18 protein-coding genes are annotated in these 16,786 nt (G+C 67.4%); 6 read left to right on the top strand and 12 right to left on the bottom strand.

Going from position 1 to position 16,786, the window contains the following annotated elements:
- Positions 1–4 precede the first annotated feature (4 nt).
- Together LIX00_RS15625 and LIX00_RS15620 are read left to right on the top strand one after the other, a co-directional pair.
- Positions 5–1,243: a glycosyltransferase family 4 protein gene (locus LIX00_RS15625; protein ID WP_227354115.1), complete on the top strand. Its 1,239-nt coding sequence runs from the start codon at positions 5–7 to the stop codon at positions 1,241–1,243.
- A gap of 2 nt (positions 1,244–1,245) precedes the next feature.
- Positions 1,246–2,457 (top strand): glycosyltransferase, encoded by a 1,212-nt coding sequence (locus tag LIX00_RS15620; protein ID WP_227354114.1) that lies wholly within the window; start codon positions 1,246–1,248, stop codon positions 2,455–2,457.
- Between the two features lies 1 nt (position 2,458).
- Here LIX00_RS15620 and LIX00_RS15615 read toward each other — a convergent pair whose 3' ends face one another.
- The 7 genes from LIX00_RS15615 to surE form a co-directional block, all read right to left on the bottom strand.
- On the bottom strand, positions 2,459–3,532 hold the full coding sequence (locus tag LIX00_RS15615) for a Gfo/Idh/MocA family protein (protein WP_227354113.1): 1,074 nt from the start codon (positions 3,530–3,532) through the stop codon (positions 2,459–2,461).
- Positions 3,533–3,574: 42 nt separating this feature from the next.
- A complete protein-coding gene (locus LIX00_RS15610) occupies positions 3,575–4,702 on the bottom strand; it encodes a glycosyltransferase family 4 protein (protein WP_227354112.1) in 1,128 nt (375 codons plus the stop codon).
- 104 nt (positions 4,703–4,806) lie between these two features.
- Positions 4,807–4,941, bottom strand: coding sequence for a DUF7331 family protein (locus tag LIX00_RS25980; protein WP_255679306.1), 135 nt, complete (start codon positions 4,939–4,941; stop codon positions 4,807–4,809).
- On the bottom strand, positions 4,934–5,128 hold the full coding sequence (locus LIX00_RS15605; RefSeq protein WP_227354111.1) for a DUF7576 family protein: 195 nt from the start codon (positions 5,126–5,128) through the stop codon (positions 4,934–4,936). The genes LIX00_RS25980 and LIX00_RS15605 overlap by 8 nt, the downstream gene beginning before the upstream one ends.
- Positions 5,129–5,130: 2 nt before the next feature.
- A complete protein-coding gene (locus tag LIX00_RS15600; RefSeq protein WP_227354110.1) occupies positions 5,131–5,388 on the bottom strand; it encodes a HalOD1 output domain-containing protein in 258 nt (85 codons plus the stop codon).
- A 77-nt stretch (positions 5,389–5,465) separates the two neighbouring features.
- The gene (locus LIX00_RS15595; RefSeq protein ID WP_227354109.1) at positions 5,466–7,835 is read right to left on the bottom strand and encodes a bacterio-opsin activator domain-containing protein; all 2,370 of its coding nucleotides are present in this window, start codon (positions 7,833–7,835) and stop codon (positions 5,466–5,468) included.
- Between the two features lie 37 nt (positions 7,836–7,872).
- Positions 7,873–8,649, bottom strand: coding sequence for a 5'/3'-nucleotidase SurE (gene surE, locus LIX00_RS15590; RefSeq protein WP_227354108.1), 777 nt, complete (start codon positions 8,647–8,649; stop codon positions 7,873–7,875).
- 206 nt (positions 8,650–8,855) lie between these two features.
- On the opposite strand from surE, the gene LIX00_RS15585 reads away from it, so the two are divergent.
- Entirely contained in the window at positions 8,856–9,068 is a 213-nt protein-coding gene (locus LIX00_RS15585) for a hypothetical protein (RefSeq protein WP_368410754.1), read from the top strand.
- On the opposite strand, the gene LIX00_RS15580 is transcribed toward LIX00_RS15585, so the two are convergent.
- The 3 genes from LIX00_RS15580 to LIX00_RS15570 are packed head-to-tail and all read right to left on the bottom strand — an operon-like array spanning position 9,065 to position 11,721.
- On the bottom strand, positions 9,065–10,498 hold the full coding sequence (locus LIX00_RS15580; RefSeq protein ID WP_227354106.1) for a small ribosomal subunit Rsm22 family protein: 1,434 nt from the start codon (positions 10,496–10,498) through the stop codon (positions 9,065–9,067). The two genes, LIX00_RS15585 and LIX00_RS15580, sit on opposite strands and share 4 nt — an antisense overlap.
- Entirely contained in the window at positions 10,495–11,220 is a 726-nt protein-coding gene (locus tag LIX00_RS15575) for a prephenate dehydrogenase/arogenate dehydrogenase family protein (RefSeq protein ID WP_227354105.1), read from the bottom strand. Before LIX00_RS15575 ends, LIX00_RS15580 begins: the two co-directional genes overlap by 4 nt.
- 48 nt (positions 11,221–11,268) lie before the next feature.
- Positions 11,269–11,721 carry an ester cyclase gene (locus LIX00_RS15570; RefSeq protein WP_227354104.1) on the bottom strand — a complete coding sequence of 151 codons (453 nt, stop codon included), beginning with the start codon at positions 11,719–11,721 and terminating at the stop codon, positions 11,269–11,271.
- Between the two features lie 387 nt (positions 11,722–12,108).
- Between LIX00_RS15570 and LIX00_RS15565 the strand changes: the two genes are divergently transcribed.
- The 3 genes from LIX00_RS15565 (at position 12,109) to LIX00_RS15555 (ending at position 13,900) form a co-directional block, all read left to right on the top strand.
- The gene (locus LIX00_RS15565) at positions 12,109–12,786 is read left to right on the top strand and encodes an ArsR/SmtB family transcription factor (RefSeq protein ID WP_227354103.1); all 678 of its coding nucleotides are present in this window, start codon (positions 12,109–12,111) and stop codon (positions 12,784–12,786) included.
- 5 nt (positions 12,787–12,791) lie between these two features.
- Positions 12,792–13,100, top strand: a complete 309-nt coding sequence (locus LIX00_RS15560) for a DUF7521 family protein (RefSeq protein WP_227354102.1) — start codon at positions 12,792–12,794, stop codon at positions 13,098–13,100.
- A 224-nt stretch (positions 13,101–13,324) separates the two neighbouring features.
- Positions 13,325–13,900 carry a twin-arginine translocation signal domain-containing protein gene (locus LIX00_RS15555; protein ID WP_227354101.1) on the top strand — a complete coding sequence of 192 codons (576 nt, stop codon included), beginning with the start codon at positions 13,325–13,327 and terminating at the stop codon, positions 13,898–13,900.
- Positions 13,901–14,029: 129 nt separating this feature from the next.
- On the opposite strand, the gene LIX00_RS15550 is transcribed toward LIX00_RS15555, so the two are convergent.
- On the bottom strand, positions 14,030–15,382 hold the full coding sequence (locus tag LIX00_RS15550; protein ID WP_227354100.1) for an LLM class flavin-dependent oxidoreductase: 1,353 nt from the start codon (positions 15,380–15,382) through the stop codon (positions 14,030–14,032).
- A gap of 166 nt (positions 15,383–15,548) precedes the next feature.
- Positions 15,549–16,781, bottom strand: a complete 1,233-nt coding sequence (locus LIX00_RS15545; protein WP_227354099.1) for a carboxylate--amine ligase — start codon at positions 16,779–16,781, stop codon at positions 15,549–15,551.
- Between the last annotated feature and the right edge of the window lie 5 nt (positions 16,782–16,786).

Genomic DNA, 16,786 nt, shown 5'->3' with positions numbered 1-16,786 from the left:
ATCCATGCGCGTTCTGCAAGTCGTCCACGCGCTTCCGACCGACACGCTCGGCGGGACGGAGCTGTACACGGCGGAGCTCGCGGAGCGACTCGACCGGGAGCACGAGGTTAGAATCGCCGCACCGAGCGACGAACGCGCCGCGGTCGGCGGCGTCCCCGTGCTCCCGCTTCCGGCCGCGGAAACCCAGGGGGACGACGGACTGTCGGGGACGGTTCGGCCCGACGTGGACGCCCGCGTCGCCGAGGTGCTCGACTCGTTCGATCCCGACGTCGTCCACCTCCAGCACTTCAAGGGGCTGTCGTCGTCGATTCCCACGCTGTGCGCCGAGCGAGACGTCGCCTGCGTCGCCACGCTCCACGACTTCTGGACGCGCTGTCACCGCGAACAACTGTACCGCCCTGAGGGGACGCTCTGCTCCGGTCCCGAGTCGGTGGCGAAGTGCGCCGACTGCTACCGCGCGGCGGCGAAGCGGACGAAGGCGGACGGCGGCAGCGAGCGCGTCAGCGGTCGGCGGTCGGTCGACGACCGCTACCGCGTCCCGGTCGAACGCCGCCGGAGCCAGTTGTCGGAGGCGCTGGCGGCGACCGACCTGCTGATTTCGCCCTCGACGTTCCTCCGGGAGACGTTCGTCGAGTACGGCACCGACCCGGACGACGTCGTGACCTGCCGCAACGGAATCGCGGTCGAGCGGTTCGAGGACACCGGCTTCGACCCGGCCGAACCCCTCCGATTCGGGTACGCCGGGCGAATCGCGGAGTCGAAGGGCGTCCACCTCCTGCTCGAAGCGTTTCGGCGAGTGGAGGGCGACGTTCGGCTGGATATCTTCGGCGAGTTCGACCCAGAGACGCGGTACCACTCCCGTCTCGCGCGCTCGGCCGACGACCGCGTTCGGTTTCACGGACGGTACGACGACAAGGCGTCACCGTACCGGGCGATGGACGTGCTCGTGCTCCCGTCGCTCTGGTACGAGAACAGCCCGCTGGTGATTCAGGAGGCGTTCGCGTCGGGAGTGCCGGTCGTCACGGGCGACGTCGGCGGGATGGCCGAACTCGTCGACGACGGGCGCGACGGGCTGACGTTCGAGGTCGGAAACGCCGATTCGCTGGCCGAGACGCTCCGAACGCTCGCCGAGTCGCCGGTGCGCGTCGAACGCCTCCGCCGCGGCGTCGAGGAACCGAAGTCGCTCGACGAGCACGTCGCGGAGGTCGAACGGTTGTACGCCCGCCGTGGGCGAGGAGGGTAACCGTGGCGTCGGTGCTCGCTATCACCAGAGAACCGCCGTATCCGCCGAACGCGGGCGACCGCATCGTCACCTTCGGGTTCGTCCGCGCGCTGGTCGAGCGGGGCCACGACGTCCACCTGCTCACCTACGACCGCGACGGGGACTGTCCGGCGGCGCTGCGCTCCGTCTGCGAGTCGGTGAGCGTCGTTTCGCAGCCCGGGACGCGACTGCCGCCGCGGGCGCGCAAGCTTCGACACCTGCTGACCCTGCGCTCGGACGTGATGGGGATGTTCGACTCGACCGCCCTGCGGGAGGGGGCGCGACGGGCGATTCGCTCGCTCGCGCCCGACGCGGTGCTCGCCCAACACCCCTACATCGGGCAGATATTCCGCGACGACGGGGTGCGACGGGCGCTGAACGCCGCCGGGTCGCGGACCGTGACGAACGCGCACGTCGTCGAGTACGCGGTTCACGAACGCTATCGGCGGATGGCGGAGGGACGAACCCGGCGGCTCGAACTCGCGCTGGAGGTGCCGCGCCTACGACGGGAGGAGTTGGCGGCGTACGACGCCGCCGACCGGACGCTCGTGCTCGGGGCCGAGGACCGGTCGGAACTCGTCCGGCGCGTCTCCGGTCCCGTCCGCCACCAGCACGTCGGCCTCGACGTGGCGGGGTACGAGCCGAGCGAGGGCGGCGACTCGGACGCGAAGCGCCTGCTCTTTTTCGGCTCCTACGGCTGGTTCCCGAACCGCGACGCCGCGACGCATCTGGTCGAGCGAATCTTCCCCGAGATTCGAGACCGGCGGCCCGACGCGGAGCTCGCGCTGGTCGGGCGCGGCGCGACGGAGGAGATTCGTGAACTCGGCGAGCGCCCCGGCGTCTCGTTCGTCGGCGAGGTCGAGAACCTCGCCGAGCGGGTCCGGGACGCGAGCGTCGTGGTCGCGCCGCTCCGAATCGGCGGCGGGACGCGGCTGAAGATACTCGAATCGATGGCGTTGGGAACGCCCGTCGTGACGACGCCCGCCGGGTTCGAGGGGGTCGACGCTCGCCCGCGCGTCGACGTCGCCGTCGCGGAGACGCCCGAGTCGTTCGCCGCGGCGACCGAGAGACTGTTGAACTCGGCGGACGAGCGGCGGCGACTCGGCCGCAACGCCCGTCGGCGAATCGAGCGGCTGTACTCGATTCGAGCGGCGGGCGACGAACTCGAATCGAACCTCGGGCTCGCCGAGCGGTGAGCTACGCCTCCCGGGCGCGCTCCATCAGCGTCAGCACCCACCGACTTCGGGACAGCGGAACCGGCGGTTGTCGACCGCGTTCGAGGGCGGTGGCGGCCTCGTTGAACAGGAAGTAGTGGCCGTCGGCGCTCCGCTCGCGGTGCACGCCGTACTCGTCCTCGACGTGCGAGAGGCCGTACTCGGCGAGGCTGTTCGCCACCCCGGAGAGCGAACTCCCCGCCGTCGTCACCCCCCGCCGCACCTGCTCCGAGAGGAAGTGGTACGGACCCTCGTCGCGGTCGTGCGCGTCCACGGTGTTCGTCGGAACGTCGACGGTCACCGACCGTTCGGTGCCGTGGACGCGAATCTGGTTGTTCGGCGCGGAACCGGAGGTGTACGTCACCGAACAGAGCGCGTCGTCGTCGGTGACGTACTGAATCTTCACCCCGTCGTAGCCGACGTCGTCGTCGTACTCCCCGGCGACCCGCGTGCGAACGTCGATGGCCTCCTCGTCCCGCGGCGTCCCCCCGATGGCGAGGGTCAGGTACAGCGGGTGGGGGAATCCCTCCTCCAAGTCGCCGCCCGGAAGATCGAACACCCACGACCCGCGGTAGGTTTCGTCGGGGCGACCCTCGCCGGTGAACGTCGTCTCGACGGCGCGTATCTCCCCCAGTTCGCCGGTTCGGATGCGCCGACGCAGTCGCCTGACGACCGGGTAGAAGAGCCAGTTGTGGACGACCGAGGTCGGCACGTCGTGTTCGTCCGCCGACGCCAACACGCCCTCCAGTTCGTCCCGGGTCGTCGTCGCCGGCTTCTGGAGCGTGACCGGTATCCCCGACTCGATCGCCGTCGTCGCCAGTTCGGCGTGGCTCTGGACGGGCGTCGCGACGTGCACCCAATCGAGGTCCTCCTCCGCGAACAGCGTCTCCGGGTCCGCGTAGGCGGTCGCTCCGTGCTCGGCGGCCGCCTCCCGGGCGCGCGACTCGTCCAGGTCGCAGACGGCCGTCAGCGTCGTCTTCGGATTGCGCGTCAACGCCGGAAAGTGGTTGTTCTCGGCGACGATTCCGGCACCGATAACCGCAGTCCGGAGCGTCATCGGGCGGATTTTCGGCGGTTTTTCGCAAAACGGTTGCGGCCGTCAGGCGAGCGCCTCGTCGACGAGTTCGCGCATCTCGCGCCGGAACCGCGCCCGACCGAACCGACGCTCGACCTCCGCGGTGCTCGCCCGCGCCTCGCGCTGCAGGTCCGGGTTCGAGAGCACCCGGTCTATCTTCTCGACCGCCCCCTCGGTGGTGTCGTAGCGGAGTTCCGACCGCTCCCCGACGATTTCGCGCTGCCCGCCGTCGTTCGGAACGAACGGTATCGCGCCGCCGGCGACGAACTCGGCGACGACCATCCCGAAGTGCTCGTGGCGCTTTCCGTGGAGTCCGTAGCGGTGCCGCGAGACGATGCGGACGAGTTCCTCGCGCGAGCACTCGCCCTCAAGGTGGACGTAGTCGCGGTCGGCCGCCAGCGCGGCTATTTCGCGGGCGTACTCCCGGTCGTACGCGGGGCCGACGACGTGGAGGTGAACGTCGTGACCGCGCTCGCGCACCCCGTCGAGTATCTCGATGTTCCGCTCGACGTTCTTGTACCGGGCGAGGCGACCGACCGTGACGAACCCGTTCTCGCGCTCGTCCCACGGTTCGTCGACGAAGCCGCGGGTGTCGACCGGCGGGTGGACGACGCGGGGCCGAACGTCGTACGCGTCCTGCACCACGCCCGCCATCCAGTTCGAGTTGGCCGCGATGGCGCTGTCGCGTATCTCGGCGGCGTCGAAGCCGCCGAGACGGTAACTGAGTCGGTCGTAGAGGTGGTCGACGAACCCGTCCTGCCCGACGCGGGGGGAGACGACGTTCCGCGCGAACCGGGGCGTGTGGACGTACTGGACGAGCGGGCCGGAGACGGAGAGTTCGTTGTCCGTGCCGACGACGAGGTCGTACTCCGACGCCCGCCGTTCGACGAACCGATTGAGGAGCGCGTTTCGGAGGTTGTACAGCGGCATCTCTATCGCGTCGAGGAACTCCGCGACGCCGGGCGGCCACCGGACCTCCACGTCGCCGACGTCGGTTCTGAAGTACTCGTTCAGCGCCGCGAGGTCGGGCGGAAAGAGGGTGAGAAGCGTCACGTCGTGGTCGTCCTCCAGCGCCTCCAGGACGTTCATACAGACGCCTTCGCCGCCGCCCTTCGCCATCAAGTTCGTGTGTGCGACTGCCACGGTAGCCATCGTTTCCACCACCCACGCGTCGATGAGAAACACGACGACGGCAGTTAATCTTGCGGCCCGACGCGTCGGGGAGTGCGGTCGGGCGAGCGTCGTTTTTCCGGTCGCTACCGACGCACCGTCACGGTCAGGCTCGACCGAATCCACGCTCGGTCGTTTTTCGGGTCGTAGAACATCGCCACGACGCCGTGTTCGTTCTCGTACTCGTCGTACTCTATCTCGTTGTTTTCCCTGTTAGTCATTCTCGGTGTTTCGTTGGTTCCACGCGGTTCGACAGTCTGCGCTACAGAACGGATACAGATGGAGCGCCTCGCTCGCGTCGGGTTCGGCGAGCACGGGGTGCCACGCGGTGAGTTCGATGCGTTCTCCGCAGCTGGCGCAGGTTCGCTCGTCGGACGCGTCGTCCGAACCCGGACTACGTCGGGTCATCGTCACGCGTCGAATACCGACACCCTCCCGTCGCTGTGGACGCGTATCTCGTATCCGGCCCACGAGAACTCGACGCGCCCGTCGACCGTCCGACGGTGGAAGAGCGAGTCGAGGGCGTCCGGGTCGATGGCGTCGTACAAACACGTATCGAACTCGCCCGCGTCCTCGTAGCCTGCCGCGTCCATCACGGCGGTGAGGACGGCGAGCGTCAAACGGTCGTCACCCCGACCGTCGGTTCTGTTTCCTGTCTTTGTCTCCATACTCACCGAGAGACGACGACCGGCCAAGTCGCTTCCAGCTAGGTTGAACGTACCCGAAAACGACGGGGGCTATCTATCTAGACGTCACCCTCGGCTATCAATCGTCTGAGTAGCTTTCGTTCCGCGGCCCGCAGGTGGTGTTGGAACGTGGGCTGGGAGATGCCGAGCGACCGACCCAACTCCGCCCCGGTGCTCTTTCGCGGCGAGTCGAAGAATCCGCCGTAGTAGGCCATCTCCAACACCTCCCGTTGGCGGTCTGTCAGCATTTCGGCGAGCATCGGTTCGAAGTCGCCGGACGCCCACGGTCGTTCCCGTTGGCGACGACTCCGGAGTTTCACGTCGGGAAAGCGCGTTCGGAGCACTTCGACGAACGTCCGAACGTCCGCGTTCGCCGACAGACGAACGATGACCCGCCCGGACGACCCGTCGGCGACGAACGTCTCCGGAACCGCGCCGTGGTCGATGAGCGTCGCGACGAAACTCGACTCCGTCAGCGTCGCCGCGAACACGGCGACGTCGTCTCGGTCGCTCACGAGTTCGACGCCGATGGCTTCGAGCGAGCGCGCCGCGACCTCCCGCACCGCGTCGGTCTCGGCGTTTCGAACCGTGAATATCGATTGCAGCGTTCCGTTCGGTTTCGAGACGACGCCCACGAACTCGACGTAACCGCCCGTCTCGCGGGCGACGGCCACGAACACCACCGTCGGGTCGCTCACGTCGAACTCCAGTTCGATAACCTCGCCGCCGGCGAGCGCCTTCTTGCTCTCGACGGCGTTGATGGCGTACGCGACGGTCTGGCTCACGTCCTCGAGGACGGAGCGTTCCAGTTTATCGAAGGTTCCTGCCCGGTCCGAGTAGACGGTGAGCACGCCGTAGACCGCGTCCCCGTAGGACAGCGGAAGCGAGCAGGCCGACCGATAGCCGCGTTTCAGCGCCTCGCGCCGCCACGTTTCCGACGCCGGGTCGCGGAGCACGTCCTGAACCACGTGCGCCCGCCCCGTCCCGAGCGTGATGGCCGTCGGGTCGCTCGCCTCGGCGTCGGTTTCGACGGCGATGGCGTCGAGGAAACCGCGCTCGACGCCCGCCCACTCGCGCGGAAGGACGACCCCCGACGCGGGGTCGTCCTCCCCGATCCACGCGAACCGGTAGGAACCGCCGCTCGTCAGGCGGCGACAGACCGCCCGTTCTATCTCCTCGCGGGTTCGCGCCTCGACGAGGGCGCGGTCGATGCGCCGGATACCCTCGTTCAGTTCGTTGAGTCGCTCCAGCGCCGCGTTCTGCCGACGGAGCGTCGCCTCCTGCTCCCGCAGCATTCGTTCGCGCTTCGCTCGGCCGAGCGCGGATTCGACGGCGGCGGTGCAGAGTTCCGCGACGTCGAGCGCGGTATCGTCCGTCACGGTGGTGACGAAAACGCCGTGGTTGCCGAGCGGCAGGATGGCGGTGTCGCCGACGAACCGCGGTTCGTTCTCGGTGAACGAGACCCACGCGACGCCCTCGTCGGCCAACAGTTCGTTCGGGTGCGGGTCCGCGCGTCGCGTCCGCGCCCGCGGGAGGAGCGTCCCCGACGACTCGTCGAACAGCGCGAGGAGCGTGTCGGGGAGGTCGAGCACCTTCTCGGCCCCTTCGACCGCGAGTTCGCACACCTCGTCCGCCGTCTCCGCTTCCATCAGCACCCGCGTCAGGTCCGACAGGGCGGCGAAGACCCGCTCGTGTCGCTCGCGCTTCGTCACGTCCCTCGCCACGCCGACGACGTGGTCGACCTCGTCCGAACCGTCCACCATCGGCTGATAGACGACTTCGAAGATGGCGTCGTCGACCTCGCGCGTCGCGTGAACTCGCTCGCCGGAGAGGGCGCGGCGGCAGTCGGCGACGACGCCGGGGTAGTCCGCGTAGCGGTCGAACACCGAGTCGCCGACGACCTCCCCGTCGACCAGGCCGAGCGCCTCCAGTCCGCGACCCTCGGAGAGCGTGAACGTGCCGTCCGCGTCGAAGGCGAAGAGGACGAGCGGGACGTTCCTGATGGTCGTCAGGTAGCGTTCGAGGTAGAACTCGTGTTCCCTGCGGTCGGTCACGTTCGCGTGCGTGACGACCACGTACTGTTCGGCGCCCGACGCGCGAACCGCGTGCATCACGAACCAGCGCCGCTCGTCGGGCGAGTGGCAGGGGTACTCGAGCGTGAACTCCGATCGCTCTCCGGCGAGCACGTCCCGGAGTCCGGTCGCGGTTCGTCGCACCTCCGGGTCGTCCGCTCCGTCGCACGCGTCGAGGTAGTTGACGCCGAGCGTCGGGGTCGCGAGACCGTTCGCTCGGCCGAACTCCTCCCACTCGCGATTCGTCGCCACGATGGTGCCGTCCGTATCGAGGATGGCGACGTTCATCCGAGACCCCCCGAGCGCGAACCGTCCGATGTCACTCCGGCTCCGACTCTCCTCCTTCCCCCCACTCATCAAAGCGGATTAGCTTCGAGCGGGTAAAACGGTAGCGCTACTCCCGGTACGCCGTGACGAGTTCGTCCAGCGATTCGTGGTGTTCGGTGGTGTGCGGCGCGGTGAGCGGGGAGACGCTGACTCGTCCCTCGTGCACCGCGCGGCGGTCGGTTCCGTCGGGGTCGGGAATCGTCCCCTCGTCCATCTGCTCCCACGTCAGGTCGTGGAGGGTGACGACGCCGCCCTCGTTCGTCGCGTCCATGTCGTAGACGCGAGAGGGTCGGGTCACCTCCATCGAGGCGGGTTCGTCGCCCGGCATGGGCGCGTTGACGTTCAGATACTCCGCCTGCTCGAAGACGCCCGCGTCGAGGGCGCGCTCGACGAGGTAGTTCGTCGCGCGCGCCGCCTCGGCGTACTCCTCTTTCGTCGTGTCGTGGGGCCAGAGGTGATTCGGGACGTGGAGCGAGACCGCGACGGCGGGCACCTCGAAGAAGGCGGCTTCGACGGCGGCGCTGACGGTTCCCGAACGTCCGAGGACGTACGCGCCGAGGTTCGCGCCGTTGTTACACCCCGAGACGACGATGTCGGGATACGGGCCGAGTTCGGCGAGTCCGGCGACGACGCAGTCCGTCGGCGTCCCGGCGACGGCGTAGCCGAGTTCGTGTTCCTCCACTTCCGCCTCGTAGGACATCGCCCGGCCGACCGCGCTCTGGTCGGTGGCGGGCGCGACGGTGGTGACGTTCCCGACCTCCTGGAGGGCATCGTACAGCGCTCGGATGCCGGGGCTGTCGATGCCGTCGTCGTTGGTCAGGAGTATTTCCAGCGAATCACCCATGCACGGGGGGTCGGAACGGGGGCGCAAAAGTGCTCCGTTCTGCGCTTTCGGGCGGTGCGGGACGACGAATCGTTCTCCCGTGCGACGAATCGTCTTGCATCCGTCCGACGTTGGTACCACCGGTTGTGACCTATGTTGAAAATCAAGATTGTTAATTAACGTATCACACGGATTTATGCTTCGTCGTTCGTTGTATACAGATGGACATGGCGGAGGGAAACGTCATCGACGCTCGGACGCTCGAACTCAACTACGAGTACGCCCAGCGTAACGTGGACGTGCTATCCATCTGGTTCGAGTGTGAGCCACGGAGAACGGTCGAACTGCTGGCGGAGAACGACATCCCGCTGTCGCCGAACGACGCGGGCAAATTCGGTTCGTACTACGAGTTCATTCGGGAGTGCGCCGAGGCGAACTAGAGGCGGTCGACCACCGTCTTTTCGTCCACCACGAGATTGTAGGCTCCCTCGTCCTCGTTCCAGAGCACGAGCGCGTCCTCGAACGACAGGAGGCTCCCGTACTCGGCGTCGCGGAGCGCGCGGTTGAGCGACGTCTCGTTCGTCAGCACCGCGAAGTGTCCGACCTGTTCGCTCCCGTCGCCGACCTTGAACACGTCGTTCCGCGTCTCGCCCTCCGACAGCGAGCGACTGAGTTTCACCGCCACGAGGTTCACCCGTTCCGTGACGTGTCGCTCCATCTCCGCCATCTTCGCCGACCGTTCGGGGTCGGCGGTGAACTCCCGCCTCCGGACGCCGTCCGTTCGGAGGACGGCGTGCGAGAACTGCACGTCGACGTTGACGAACTCGCCGTCTCCGGCGGTTCGATTCCGTTCCTCCCCGCCTTCGCCCGCCGGTCGAGCGCCCTCGTCCAACCGGCGCTGGAACGCCGGAACGTCGAGGTCGGGTTTCACGTCGAACGACCAGCCCCTGTCGCTCGGCTCCTCGCCGGGCCAGAGTCGGAGGGTCGGCGAGTACACCGTCGTCCGGTCCGCGACGCTCCGTTCGACCTCCCGCAGGCCGATGCTGGCGTTCTTGTCCGCCGGGGCGACGGCGACCAGCGACCCGTCCGGCGCGAGGGCGTCGAGGTACTTTCGGACCACCGCTTCCGGGTCGTCGAGTTCGTTCAGAACGTTGGCGAACAGCGCGAGGTCGTACTCCCCTTCGGGTTCGAACGCCTCGGCCGTCTCCCGATGTACCGTCGCGCGGAAGTTCGCCCGCGTCTCTTCGAGCATCGCGGCGAGCACGTCCGCGGCGTCGCCGGGTTCGACGGCGTGGTACTCCGCGAGGGCGTCGTCCGGCAGGAAGTCGTGGAGGCCGAGGGCGGGGCCGCCGACCCCGGCACCCACGTCCAGCACGCGTAGTTTTCGGGGGAGCAGGCCGCGCTCCGCGATTTCCGCCAGCACGTACTGGACGACCGCGTAGTAGTCCGGCAGGTGGTAGATCGCGTAGCCGAGGGCCACCCCGTAGTCGTACTCGACCGGATTCTGCGCGAAGTAGTCCTCCTTGAGGCGGCGAATCGTCTCGCGCAGCTCCTCGCCCGACTCGCCGTCGGGCCACCCCGCCCCGAACTCCGCGACGAGCAGGTCCTCCAGCTTCCGCCCGTACTCCTCCGGGAACGACTCGACGCCCCGGAAGTCGGGCGCTATCGGCTCCTCGGACACCGGTTCGAAGGTGCCGTCGTCGCGCTCGACGAGGCCGAGCGAGAACGCCTCCTCCCGGAGCAGTTGTCGAACGACAGCGGGATGCGGTCGCCCTTCGACGTACTCGGCTACCTCGTCCGGGTCGATGGGGCGCACGCCGCGGAGGTAGAGCGCGTTCGAGCGCACCTGCTCGCGTCGCTCCGCGTTCATTCTCCCGCCTCCCGGTACAGTCGTTCGAACTCGGTCGGGTCGGCGTCAGCGAGCCGTCGCGCCGCGGTCGCGACTCCCTCGGCCCCGTCGAAGGTCGCCTGAATGTCGGCGTAGACTCGGGGGTCGCCGTCGGTCACCTGCGCAACGAGGTCGGCGAGGTCGTCGTAGACCGGCGTCCGTAGTCCCTCGGGCACGGGGTCGGCCGCCAGCGCGAACGCGAGCACCGCGGCGTGCGCACCCGCCTGCACGGTCGACATCGCCTCGTCGTGCTCCTCGGGCGTCGTCTCGACCAGCGCGTTGCCGCGCGATTCGAGGTCGGCGAGCAGGTCGTCGGTGACCGGCCCGGGTTCGTCCGCGACGACCGCCACGTTGCCCGGCGCGTTCTCCGGGCCGAACAGGGGGTGGAGGCTGGCGCGCTCGCGGTCGGGGGCGTGCTCCGCCATCGCGGCCACGGCGTCCGCCATCACGCCCGAGACGTCCAGCAGCGCGCGCTCGGCTTTCGGCGCGTGTCGCTCGACGGCCGCCCCGAGGGCGGGCATCGGTACGGCGAGACAGACCGCGTCGAAGGAGTCCTCGGTGTCCAGCGCGACCGCTCGCCCGCCGAGTTCCCGCGCGGCGTCCTCCGCGACCGCCGGGTCCGCGTCGGCGAACGCGAGGTCGCGGTCTATCGACTCGGCGAACCAGCGACCCATCGCGCCCGCACCCACGACGAGTACGTTCATCGCGTCGAACTACTCGGGGTTCTCTGAAAAGGGGTTCGTTTGTACGAGTTAGCGCGGAAGCATCGATCCTTCCGGCGGGTCGACCGCGCCGATCTGCGTGAACAGTCCGAGCGCGTCGTCGTTCACCCGGCGTTCTTTTATTTTACCGTCTTCGAAGTGGTCGATGAGGATCCCCGTCACCTCGATGTCCTTGTTCGTCGGCTCGACGCCAACAATCTCGCCGGTGTGAGTCCCTCGCGTCGTGTACCGAGTCGCCACCGCGTCTCCCTCGGCGACCAGCTCGTCGATCTCCATATCCAGGTTCGAGAACGCCGATCGAAGCCGTTCCGCCATCGCCCGGTACTCGTCCGCCCCCCGAACTTCTCGGGACACCATCGGATTGTGGTAGACGAAATCGTCGGCGACGAGGTCGTCTATCGCGTCGAGGTCGCCGTCGCTGTTCCACACTGCTTCTGCGTCCCGGCGCACGACCGCTTCGTTGTCCGTCGTCGTTGTGCTCATCGTATCCCCCGCGACGAAGTACGCCGAGCGCGGCAATAAACGAAGACGACTGTTCACCCCTAGAAACGAAACCGAAACCGGGGAAACGGGAATCGGCGACGGGGGGCGACTCGAGAACGGACGGCGGGGTGCGACGAGCCGTTCGTCCGAAACGGCGCCGACGGAAACCGTATCGACCGCCGAGAAACGGAGCGTTGCCGCGACGGACGGTTCGTTACCGCCTCGTCAGCGCTTCGCCGGATAGCCGTCCGCGAGGTACCGCCGTCCGAGCGTATTCTCTCGGAGCGTCTCGCCCTCGTACTCCTCGAGCGCGAGGCCGAGCGTAGCGTTCCACCAGTGGTGTTATGTACGTCGCTTCAGTAGTTCCCCCTATGTCGGAGCGGTACTGTGATTAGCACTCGGGAGACGAACAAAACGCCGCTACGAAGCGCCGCGACTCGTTCGAAATCGAACACCGACCGCCAATCGGAACCGGCGGTCGGTTCACCAGACGCGTCGAACGCGACCTTCGAACGACCGTCCGTATCGACCACCGTTCTCAGCGGTCGCGTCTCTCGACGGCCGGGTGCCTCCCCCCAGCGGCGCGAGAACGGCGCGTCGCGGATCTCCGTCCGCGGCGGCGTCGGACCGAGCGCGAACGGGCGACTACCCCCCCTCCGCCACCCTCCGAAAACCCACATGAGCGATGACGACCCCGACGATTCATCGGTCGAGCCGGAAGAGATCATCGAACTCGTTTCGCGAGAGGCTCCGCGCTGTATCCTCGCGGCGGCGAGCGGCCGGTCGTGTACCGCCGAAGAACTCGCCGACGAATGCGACGTCTCGACGCCGACCGTCTATCGCCACGTCGACGTCCTGCAAGAACACGGGTTTCTCGAAGAGACGATCCGAATCGACCGGTCCGGCGACCATCGGAAGGCGTACGAGACGACCCTCGAGCGCGTCTGTCTCACGTTCGAGGACGGGTTGGTCGGTGCGGACATTCACGTTCGCCAGGACTTCATCGATAAATTCAGTAATTTCTGGAGCGAGTTGGAGCGGTCCGGGATAGAACTACGGTGGTAACGCGTATGCTCCTCGCAACCTCGTCGGAGATTTGGGTGCTGACGCTCATCCGGATCCTCCTGGTCGGACTCGCCGGGGGATTCGCCGTCGTCAGTTACCTCGCCTACCGGCGGGAACGAGCCCGCTCCCTCCTCGGAGCCATCTTCGGCTTCGGGATGATATCCGTCGGTCTAATAATCGAACTCGCGTACGAAATCGGTGTCAAAGGCAGCTTCTTCCTCACGGAAGCGGAAGTCGTCCGCCTACAACTCATCGAAGGTCTCTTTCTCGTCGTCGGATTCGTCCTCCTGTTCTACTCGATAAGTAAACGCTGACGCCGTTCGAACGACGGGCGGCCGCCGCGACGTTCGCAAACGCGATTTCGAGGCGGATTCGCCGTCGCACCCGGTTCGCATCGCCACGCGTCTTCCGCGGGTAGATGCCCGGTGGAGCGCCGCTGGCGGAGACTTCGAACTCACTTATATCTTGGCTTCGGCTGCAAAGAATGAGGCCGCGCTGATGGGTTAATCCTTTTCCGGGTCTTTCGTTCGGATGTAGCATGAACCGACGAAAGCTCCTCAAGTCGACGGGCGTAGCGGCGGCAAGTCTCTCGATGGCCGGATGCCTCGATAACCTATCCGGCGGGTCGGGCGGACAAGACAAGGGGGACGAAACCGTCGATACCGAGAACCCCGGCTGGTTCGACATCGACTCGAACGTGCTCGAAGAGAAGATGGGGAAGGAAGTGACGATTACCCGGTCGGCGCTGTTCCGAACGTCGGAGAACTTCGGCGTCTCGTTCACGGTGAAGAACAAGTCGGGCGCACCGCTGAGCGACGTGACGGTTCACGCTCGGCTACTGAACAAGAACGAAGAACCGATCGACACGTTCGAGACGGCGCTTTCCGAGGAAGAATCCATCGACGACCTCGCCCCCAACGAGAAGTGGAACGGTGAACTCGTCTTCGAGGACACCGACCCGAACGTCATACTCAACAACGTCAAAACGTACGAGATATGGGCGACCGCCCAAGCCGAACAAACGGCGACCGAAGACGGTTCCGGCGGAGGCGACTCGTCCGGAAACGCGACGAACGGCGGTAACTCCTCGGGCGGAAACGACTCCTCGTCGTAGAGCGCTCGCCGGACGCGAAAACGGGCCTTTTTTCGAAGTTCGATTCGTCGTAGTGGCTGGTCTCGCAGTCCGTCGGAGCGACGCCTCCGCCGACAGCGCGACATCCTCTCGGTCGAACTCCGGTGCGTTTCAGCGCTTCGCCGGATGGTCGTCCGCGAGGTACCGCCGCCCGAGCATATTCTCCCGGAGCGTCTCGCCCTCGTACTCCTCGCGCACGAGACCGCGCTCGCGCAGTTCAGGCACCACCAGGTCCACGAAGTCGCGGAGCGTTCCGGGGCGGACGATCTCTTTCACGTTGAAGCCGGCGATTCCCGTCTCGTCGTGCCAGCGTTCGAGTTCGTCCGCCACCTGTTCGGGCGACCCCACCACGACCGGCGAGGTGGAGCCGAGGCCGCAGAACTCCGCCACGTCCCGCACCGTCCAGTCGCGCTCCGGGGCGTGCTTCGTCAGGGCGTTGACCGCGCCCTGTATCGCCTCGGTCTCGATGTGCTCGACGCGCTGGTCGGGCGCGAGTTCCGAGAAGTCCAAATCCATGAACCCGCCGAGGAGCGCGAGGGTCGCCTCGTAATCGACGTTCTCGCGGTACGTCTCGTACTTCGCCCGCGCGACTTCCTCCGTCTCGCCGACGACGGGCGCGATTCCGGCGAAGAAAGCGAGGTCGTCGCCGTCCCGTCCGCGCTCCTCGGCGCGCTCCCGCACGTCCTCGACGTAGCTCCGGACGGCCTCCTTCGTGGGCTGGCTGACGAACAGCGCCTCCGCGTTTCGGGCGGCGAAGTTCCGCCCGCGGTCGGACGACCCGGCCTGGTAGAGGACGGGCGTGCGCTGCGGCGACGGTTCGCAGGAGTGCGGGCCCGGCACCGAGAAGTGGTCGCCCTCGAAGTCGACGGCGTGCACCTTCTCGGGGTCGGTGTAGCGCCCCGCCTCCGCGTCCCGAACCACGGCGTCGTCCTCCCAGCTATCCTCCCACAGCCGGTAGCAGACCCGCAGGAACTCCTCGGCGCGGTCGTAGCGCGCGTCGTGTTCCATCCGCTCGTCCAATCCCAGATTTTCGGCGGCGCTCTCGAGGTACGAGGTGACGACGTTGAACGCGAGTCGCCCGTCGGTGAGGTGGTCGAGCGTCGAGAGTTCGCGGGCGAGTTGGTAGGGGTGGACGTACGTGGTCGAGCGCGTGACCGCGAAGCCGAGGTGGTCGGTGACGCTCGCCATCGCCGGAACGAGCAGTTCCGGATCGTTCGCCGGGGTCTGGACGGCCTTCTCGATGGCGGTGTCGCGGCTCCCGCCGAACACGTCGTAGATGCCCCGCACGTCGGCGAAGAACACGGCGTCGAACCCCCCGCGCTCCGCGAGGCGGGCGACCTCCTGCCAGTAGTCCAGTTCGGTGTACCGGTGGGACTGGTCGCCCGGCGTGCGCCAGTTGCCCGCCGTCACGTGCTCGACCGCGTTCATCGTGAACAGGTTGAAGTGAATGGTCTCGTCGGTCATCGTGCTCGTTGAACGTGAGACGCGTTCGAGCGGGGAAAGGTGGTCCGGAGGCGGCAGGCTTGTCCGTCATCCCTCCGGGTCGCAGAAGCCGTAGCGGTCGCCGCCGCCGAAGCGGTCGGGAGGAAGTGCGGGGGCTTTTCGGACGACCCGAAGGCCGAACTCCGACCTAGCAGGAGCAGTAGTACTCGCTCGTCCCGAACTCGGTCTTCATGAGTCGGTACGTCGGGTTCGGATCGCTCGGCCGATACACTCCGGTCGTCAGGCTGTCCGAATCCTCGAATCCGCCGGACAGCAGCGACTCCCACTGCCCCGCCGAGAGCGCGTCCGAGAAACCGGCGTCGCTTGCGAGGAGTTTCACGTAATCCGCGAGGTAGACCCACGTCGCGTCGCCGACGTCGCCCGCCTCGAACGCCTCGCCGACCGCCTCGGCGTAGGCGGCCCCCGGCAGGTCGGCACCCGCCCGCACGGGGAGGCTGATCCACTTCCACGGGCGGGTGTTGATGTCCAACAGGACGTACTCCCCGCGCGACTCGTCGTAGACGAACTCGGATTCGCTGATGCCGTGGTAGCCCGCCTCCTCCAGAATCGACAGGGCGCGGTCTTCCACCTCCGGCCGGTCGGTTCCGCGGACGAGACAGGACGTGCCGAACGCCCGCGGATACCGGACCCGGGCGTTCCCGACGAAGGTGACCGGGTTCCCCTCCCGCGGGACGTAGGAGGCGAGCGAGCAGTCCCGCCCGACCGCGATGTCCACCTTCTCCTGCGCCATGACGTCGATGCCGGCGTCCTCGGCCATCGCCGCCACGTCCGAGAGCTCCTCCCTGTCCTCGACCTCGATGACGTTCGTCCCGACCGCCTCCTCGAACTCCCGCTTGAGCGCGGGTTTGACGACCAGCGGGAAGCCCAACGCGTCCGCCGCCTCGTCCGGGTCGGTCTCCGAGAGGCGGTACGTCTCGGGGTACGGGACGCCCAGTTCCTCGGCCTTCGCGTACAGCGACTCCTTGTTGAGGACGGCGTCGACGGTCTCCCGTCCGGCGAAGGGGAGTCGGACGCCCTCGGGTTCGGTTCCGGCGAAGGCGTGCACCCACTCGTCCATGCAGGGGAACGCGACCGGTTCGTGACCCAGTTCGGCCGCGAGCGCTTCCACGTCCTCGCGGAACCCCTCGCGGTCGTCCAAGGGGTAGGTCACCCGCCCCGCGAAGTCGACGGCGTCGGAGTACGGCCCGACGCCCTTCCCGTTGCGGTCGACTGCGATGACCGGAACGTCGTGCGCTGAGAGCGCGCGAGCGACGCTCAGACCGGTTACGTGTGCGTTGCAAACTATCGCCGGCGGCTTCTCGAAGGTCGTCTCCGCCACCGCCTCGCGGAGACCGTCGAACGAGCGAAATTGGTCGGCCATGTATC

It is taken from the genome of Haladaptatus salinisoli (genome assembly GCF_020614375.1).
In the GTDB taxonomy this organism is placed as follows: Archaea; Halobacteriota; Halobacteria; order Halobacteriales; family Haladaptataceae; genus Haladaptatus; species Haladaptatus salinisoli.
Note: the sequence above shows the minus strand (reverse complement) of the source record. Positions and strands in the feature narration are given on the sequence as shown.

Coding starts and splice junctions, on each gene's coding strand:
- LIX00_RS15555 (WP_227354101.1), top strand. CDS start 13,325: ATGAACCGACGAAAGCTCCTCAAGTCGACGGGCGTAGCGGCGGCAAGT.
- LIX00_RS15625 (WP_227354115.1), top strand. CDS start 5: ATGCGCGTTCTGCAAGTCGTCCACGCGCTTCCGACCGACACGCTCGGC.
- LIX00_RS15550 (WP_227354100.1), bottom strand. CDS start 15,382: ATGACCGACGAGACCATTCACTTCAACCTGTTCACGATGAACGCGGTC.
- LIX00_RS15585 (WP_368410754.1), top strand. CDS start 8,856: ATGGCGGAGGGAAACGTCATCGACGCTCGGACGCTCGAACTCAACTAC.
- LIX00_RS15610 (WP_227354112.1), bottom strand. CDS start 4,702: ATGGCTACCGTGGCAGTCGCACACACGAACTTGATGGCGAAGGGCGGC.
- LIX00_RS15600 (WP_227354110.1), bottom strand. CDS start 5,388: ATGGAGACAAAGACAGGAAACAGAACCGACGGTCGGGGTGACGACCGT.
- LIX00_RS15570 (WP_227354104.1), bottom strand. CDS start 11,721: ATGAGCACAACGACGACGGACAACGAAGCGGTCGTGCGCCGGGACGCA.
- LIX00_RS15580 (WP_227354106.1), bottom strand. CDS start 10,498: ATGAACGCGGAGCGACGCGAGCAGGTGCGCTCGAACGCGCTCTACCTC.
- LIX00_RS15595 (WP_227354109.1), bottom strand. CDS start 7,835: ATGAGTGGGGGGAAGGAGGAGAGTCGGAGCCGGAGTGACATCGGACGG.
- LIX00_RS15560 (WP_227354102.1), top strand. CDS start 12,792: ATGCTCCTCGCAACCTCGTCGGAGATTTGGGTGCTGACGCTCATCCGG.
- LIX00_RS15545 (WP_227354099.1), bottom strand. CDS start 16,781: ATGGCCGACCAATTTCGCTCGTTCGACGGTCTCCGCGAGGCGGTGGCG.
- LIX00_RS15615 (WP_227354113.1), bottom strand. CDS start 3,532: ATGACGCTCCGGACTGCGGTTATCGGTGCCGGAATCGTCGCCGAGAAC.
- LIX00_RS15605 (WP_227354111.1), bottom strand. CDS start 5,128: ATGACCCGACGTAGTCCGGGTTCGGACGACGCGTCCGACGAGCGAACC.
- LIX00_RS15575 (WP_227354105.1), bottom strand. CDS start 11,220: ATGAACGTACTCGTCGTGGGTGCGGGCGCGATGGGTCGCTGGTTCGCC.
- surE (WP_227354108.1), bottom strand. CDS start 8,649: ATGGGTGATTCGCTGGAAATACTCCTGACCAACGACGACGGCATCGAC.
- LIX00_RS25980 (WP_255679306.1), bottom strand. CDS start 4,941: ATGACTAACAGGGAAAACAACGAGATAGAGTACGACGAGTACGAGAAC.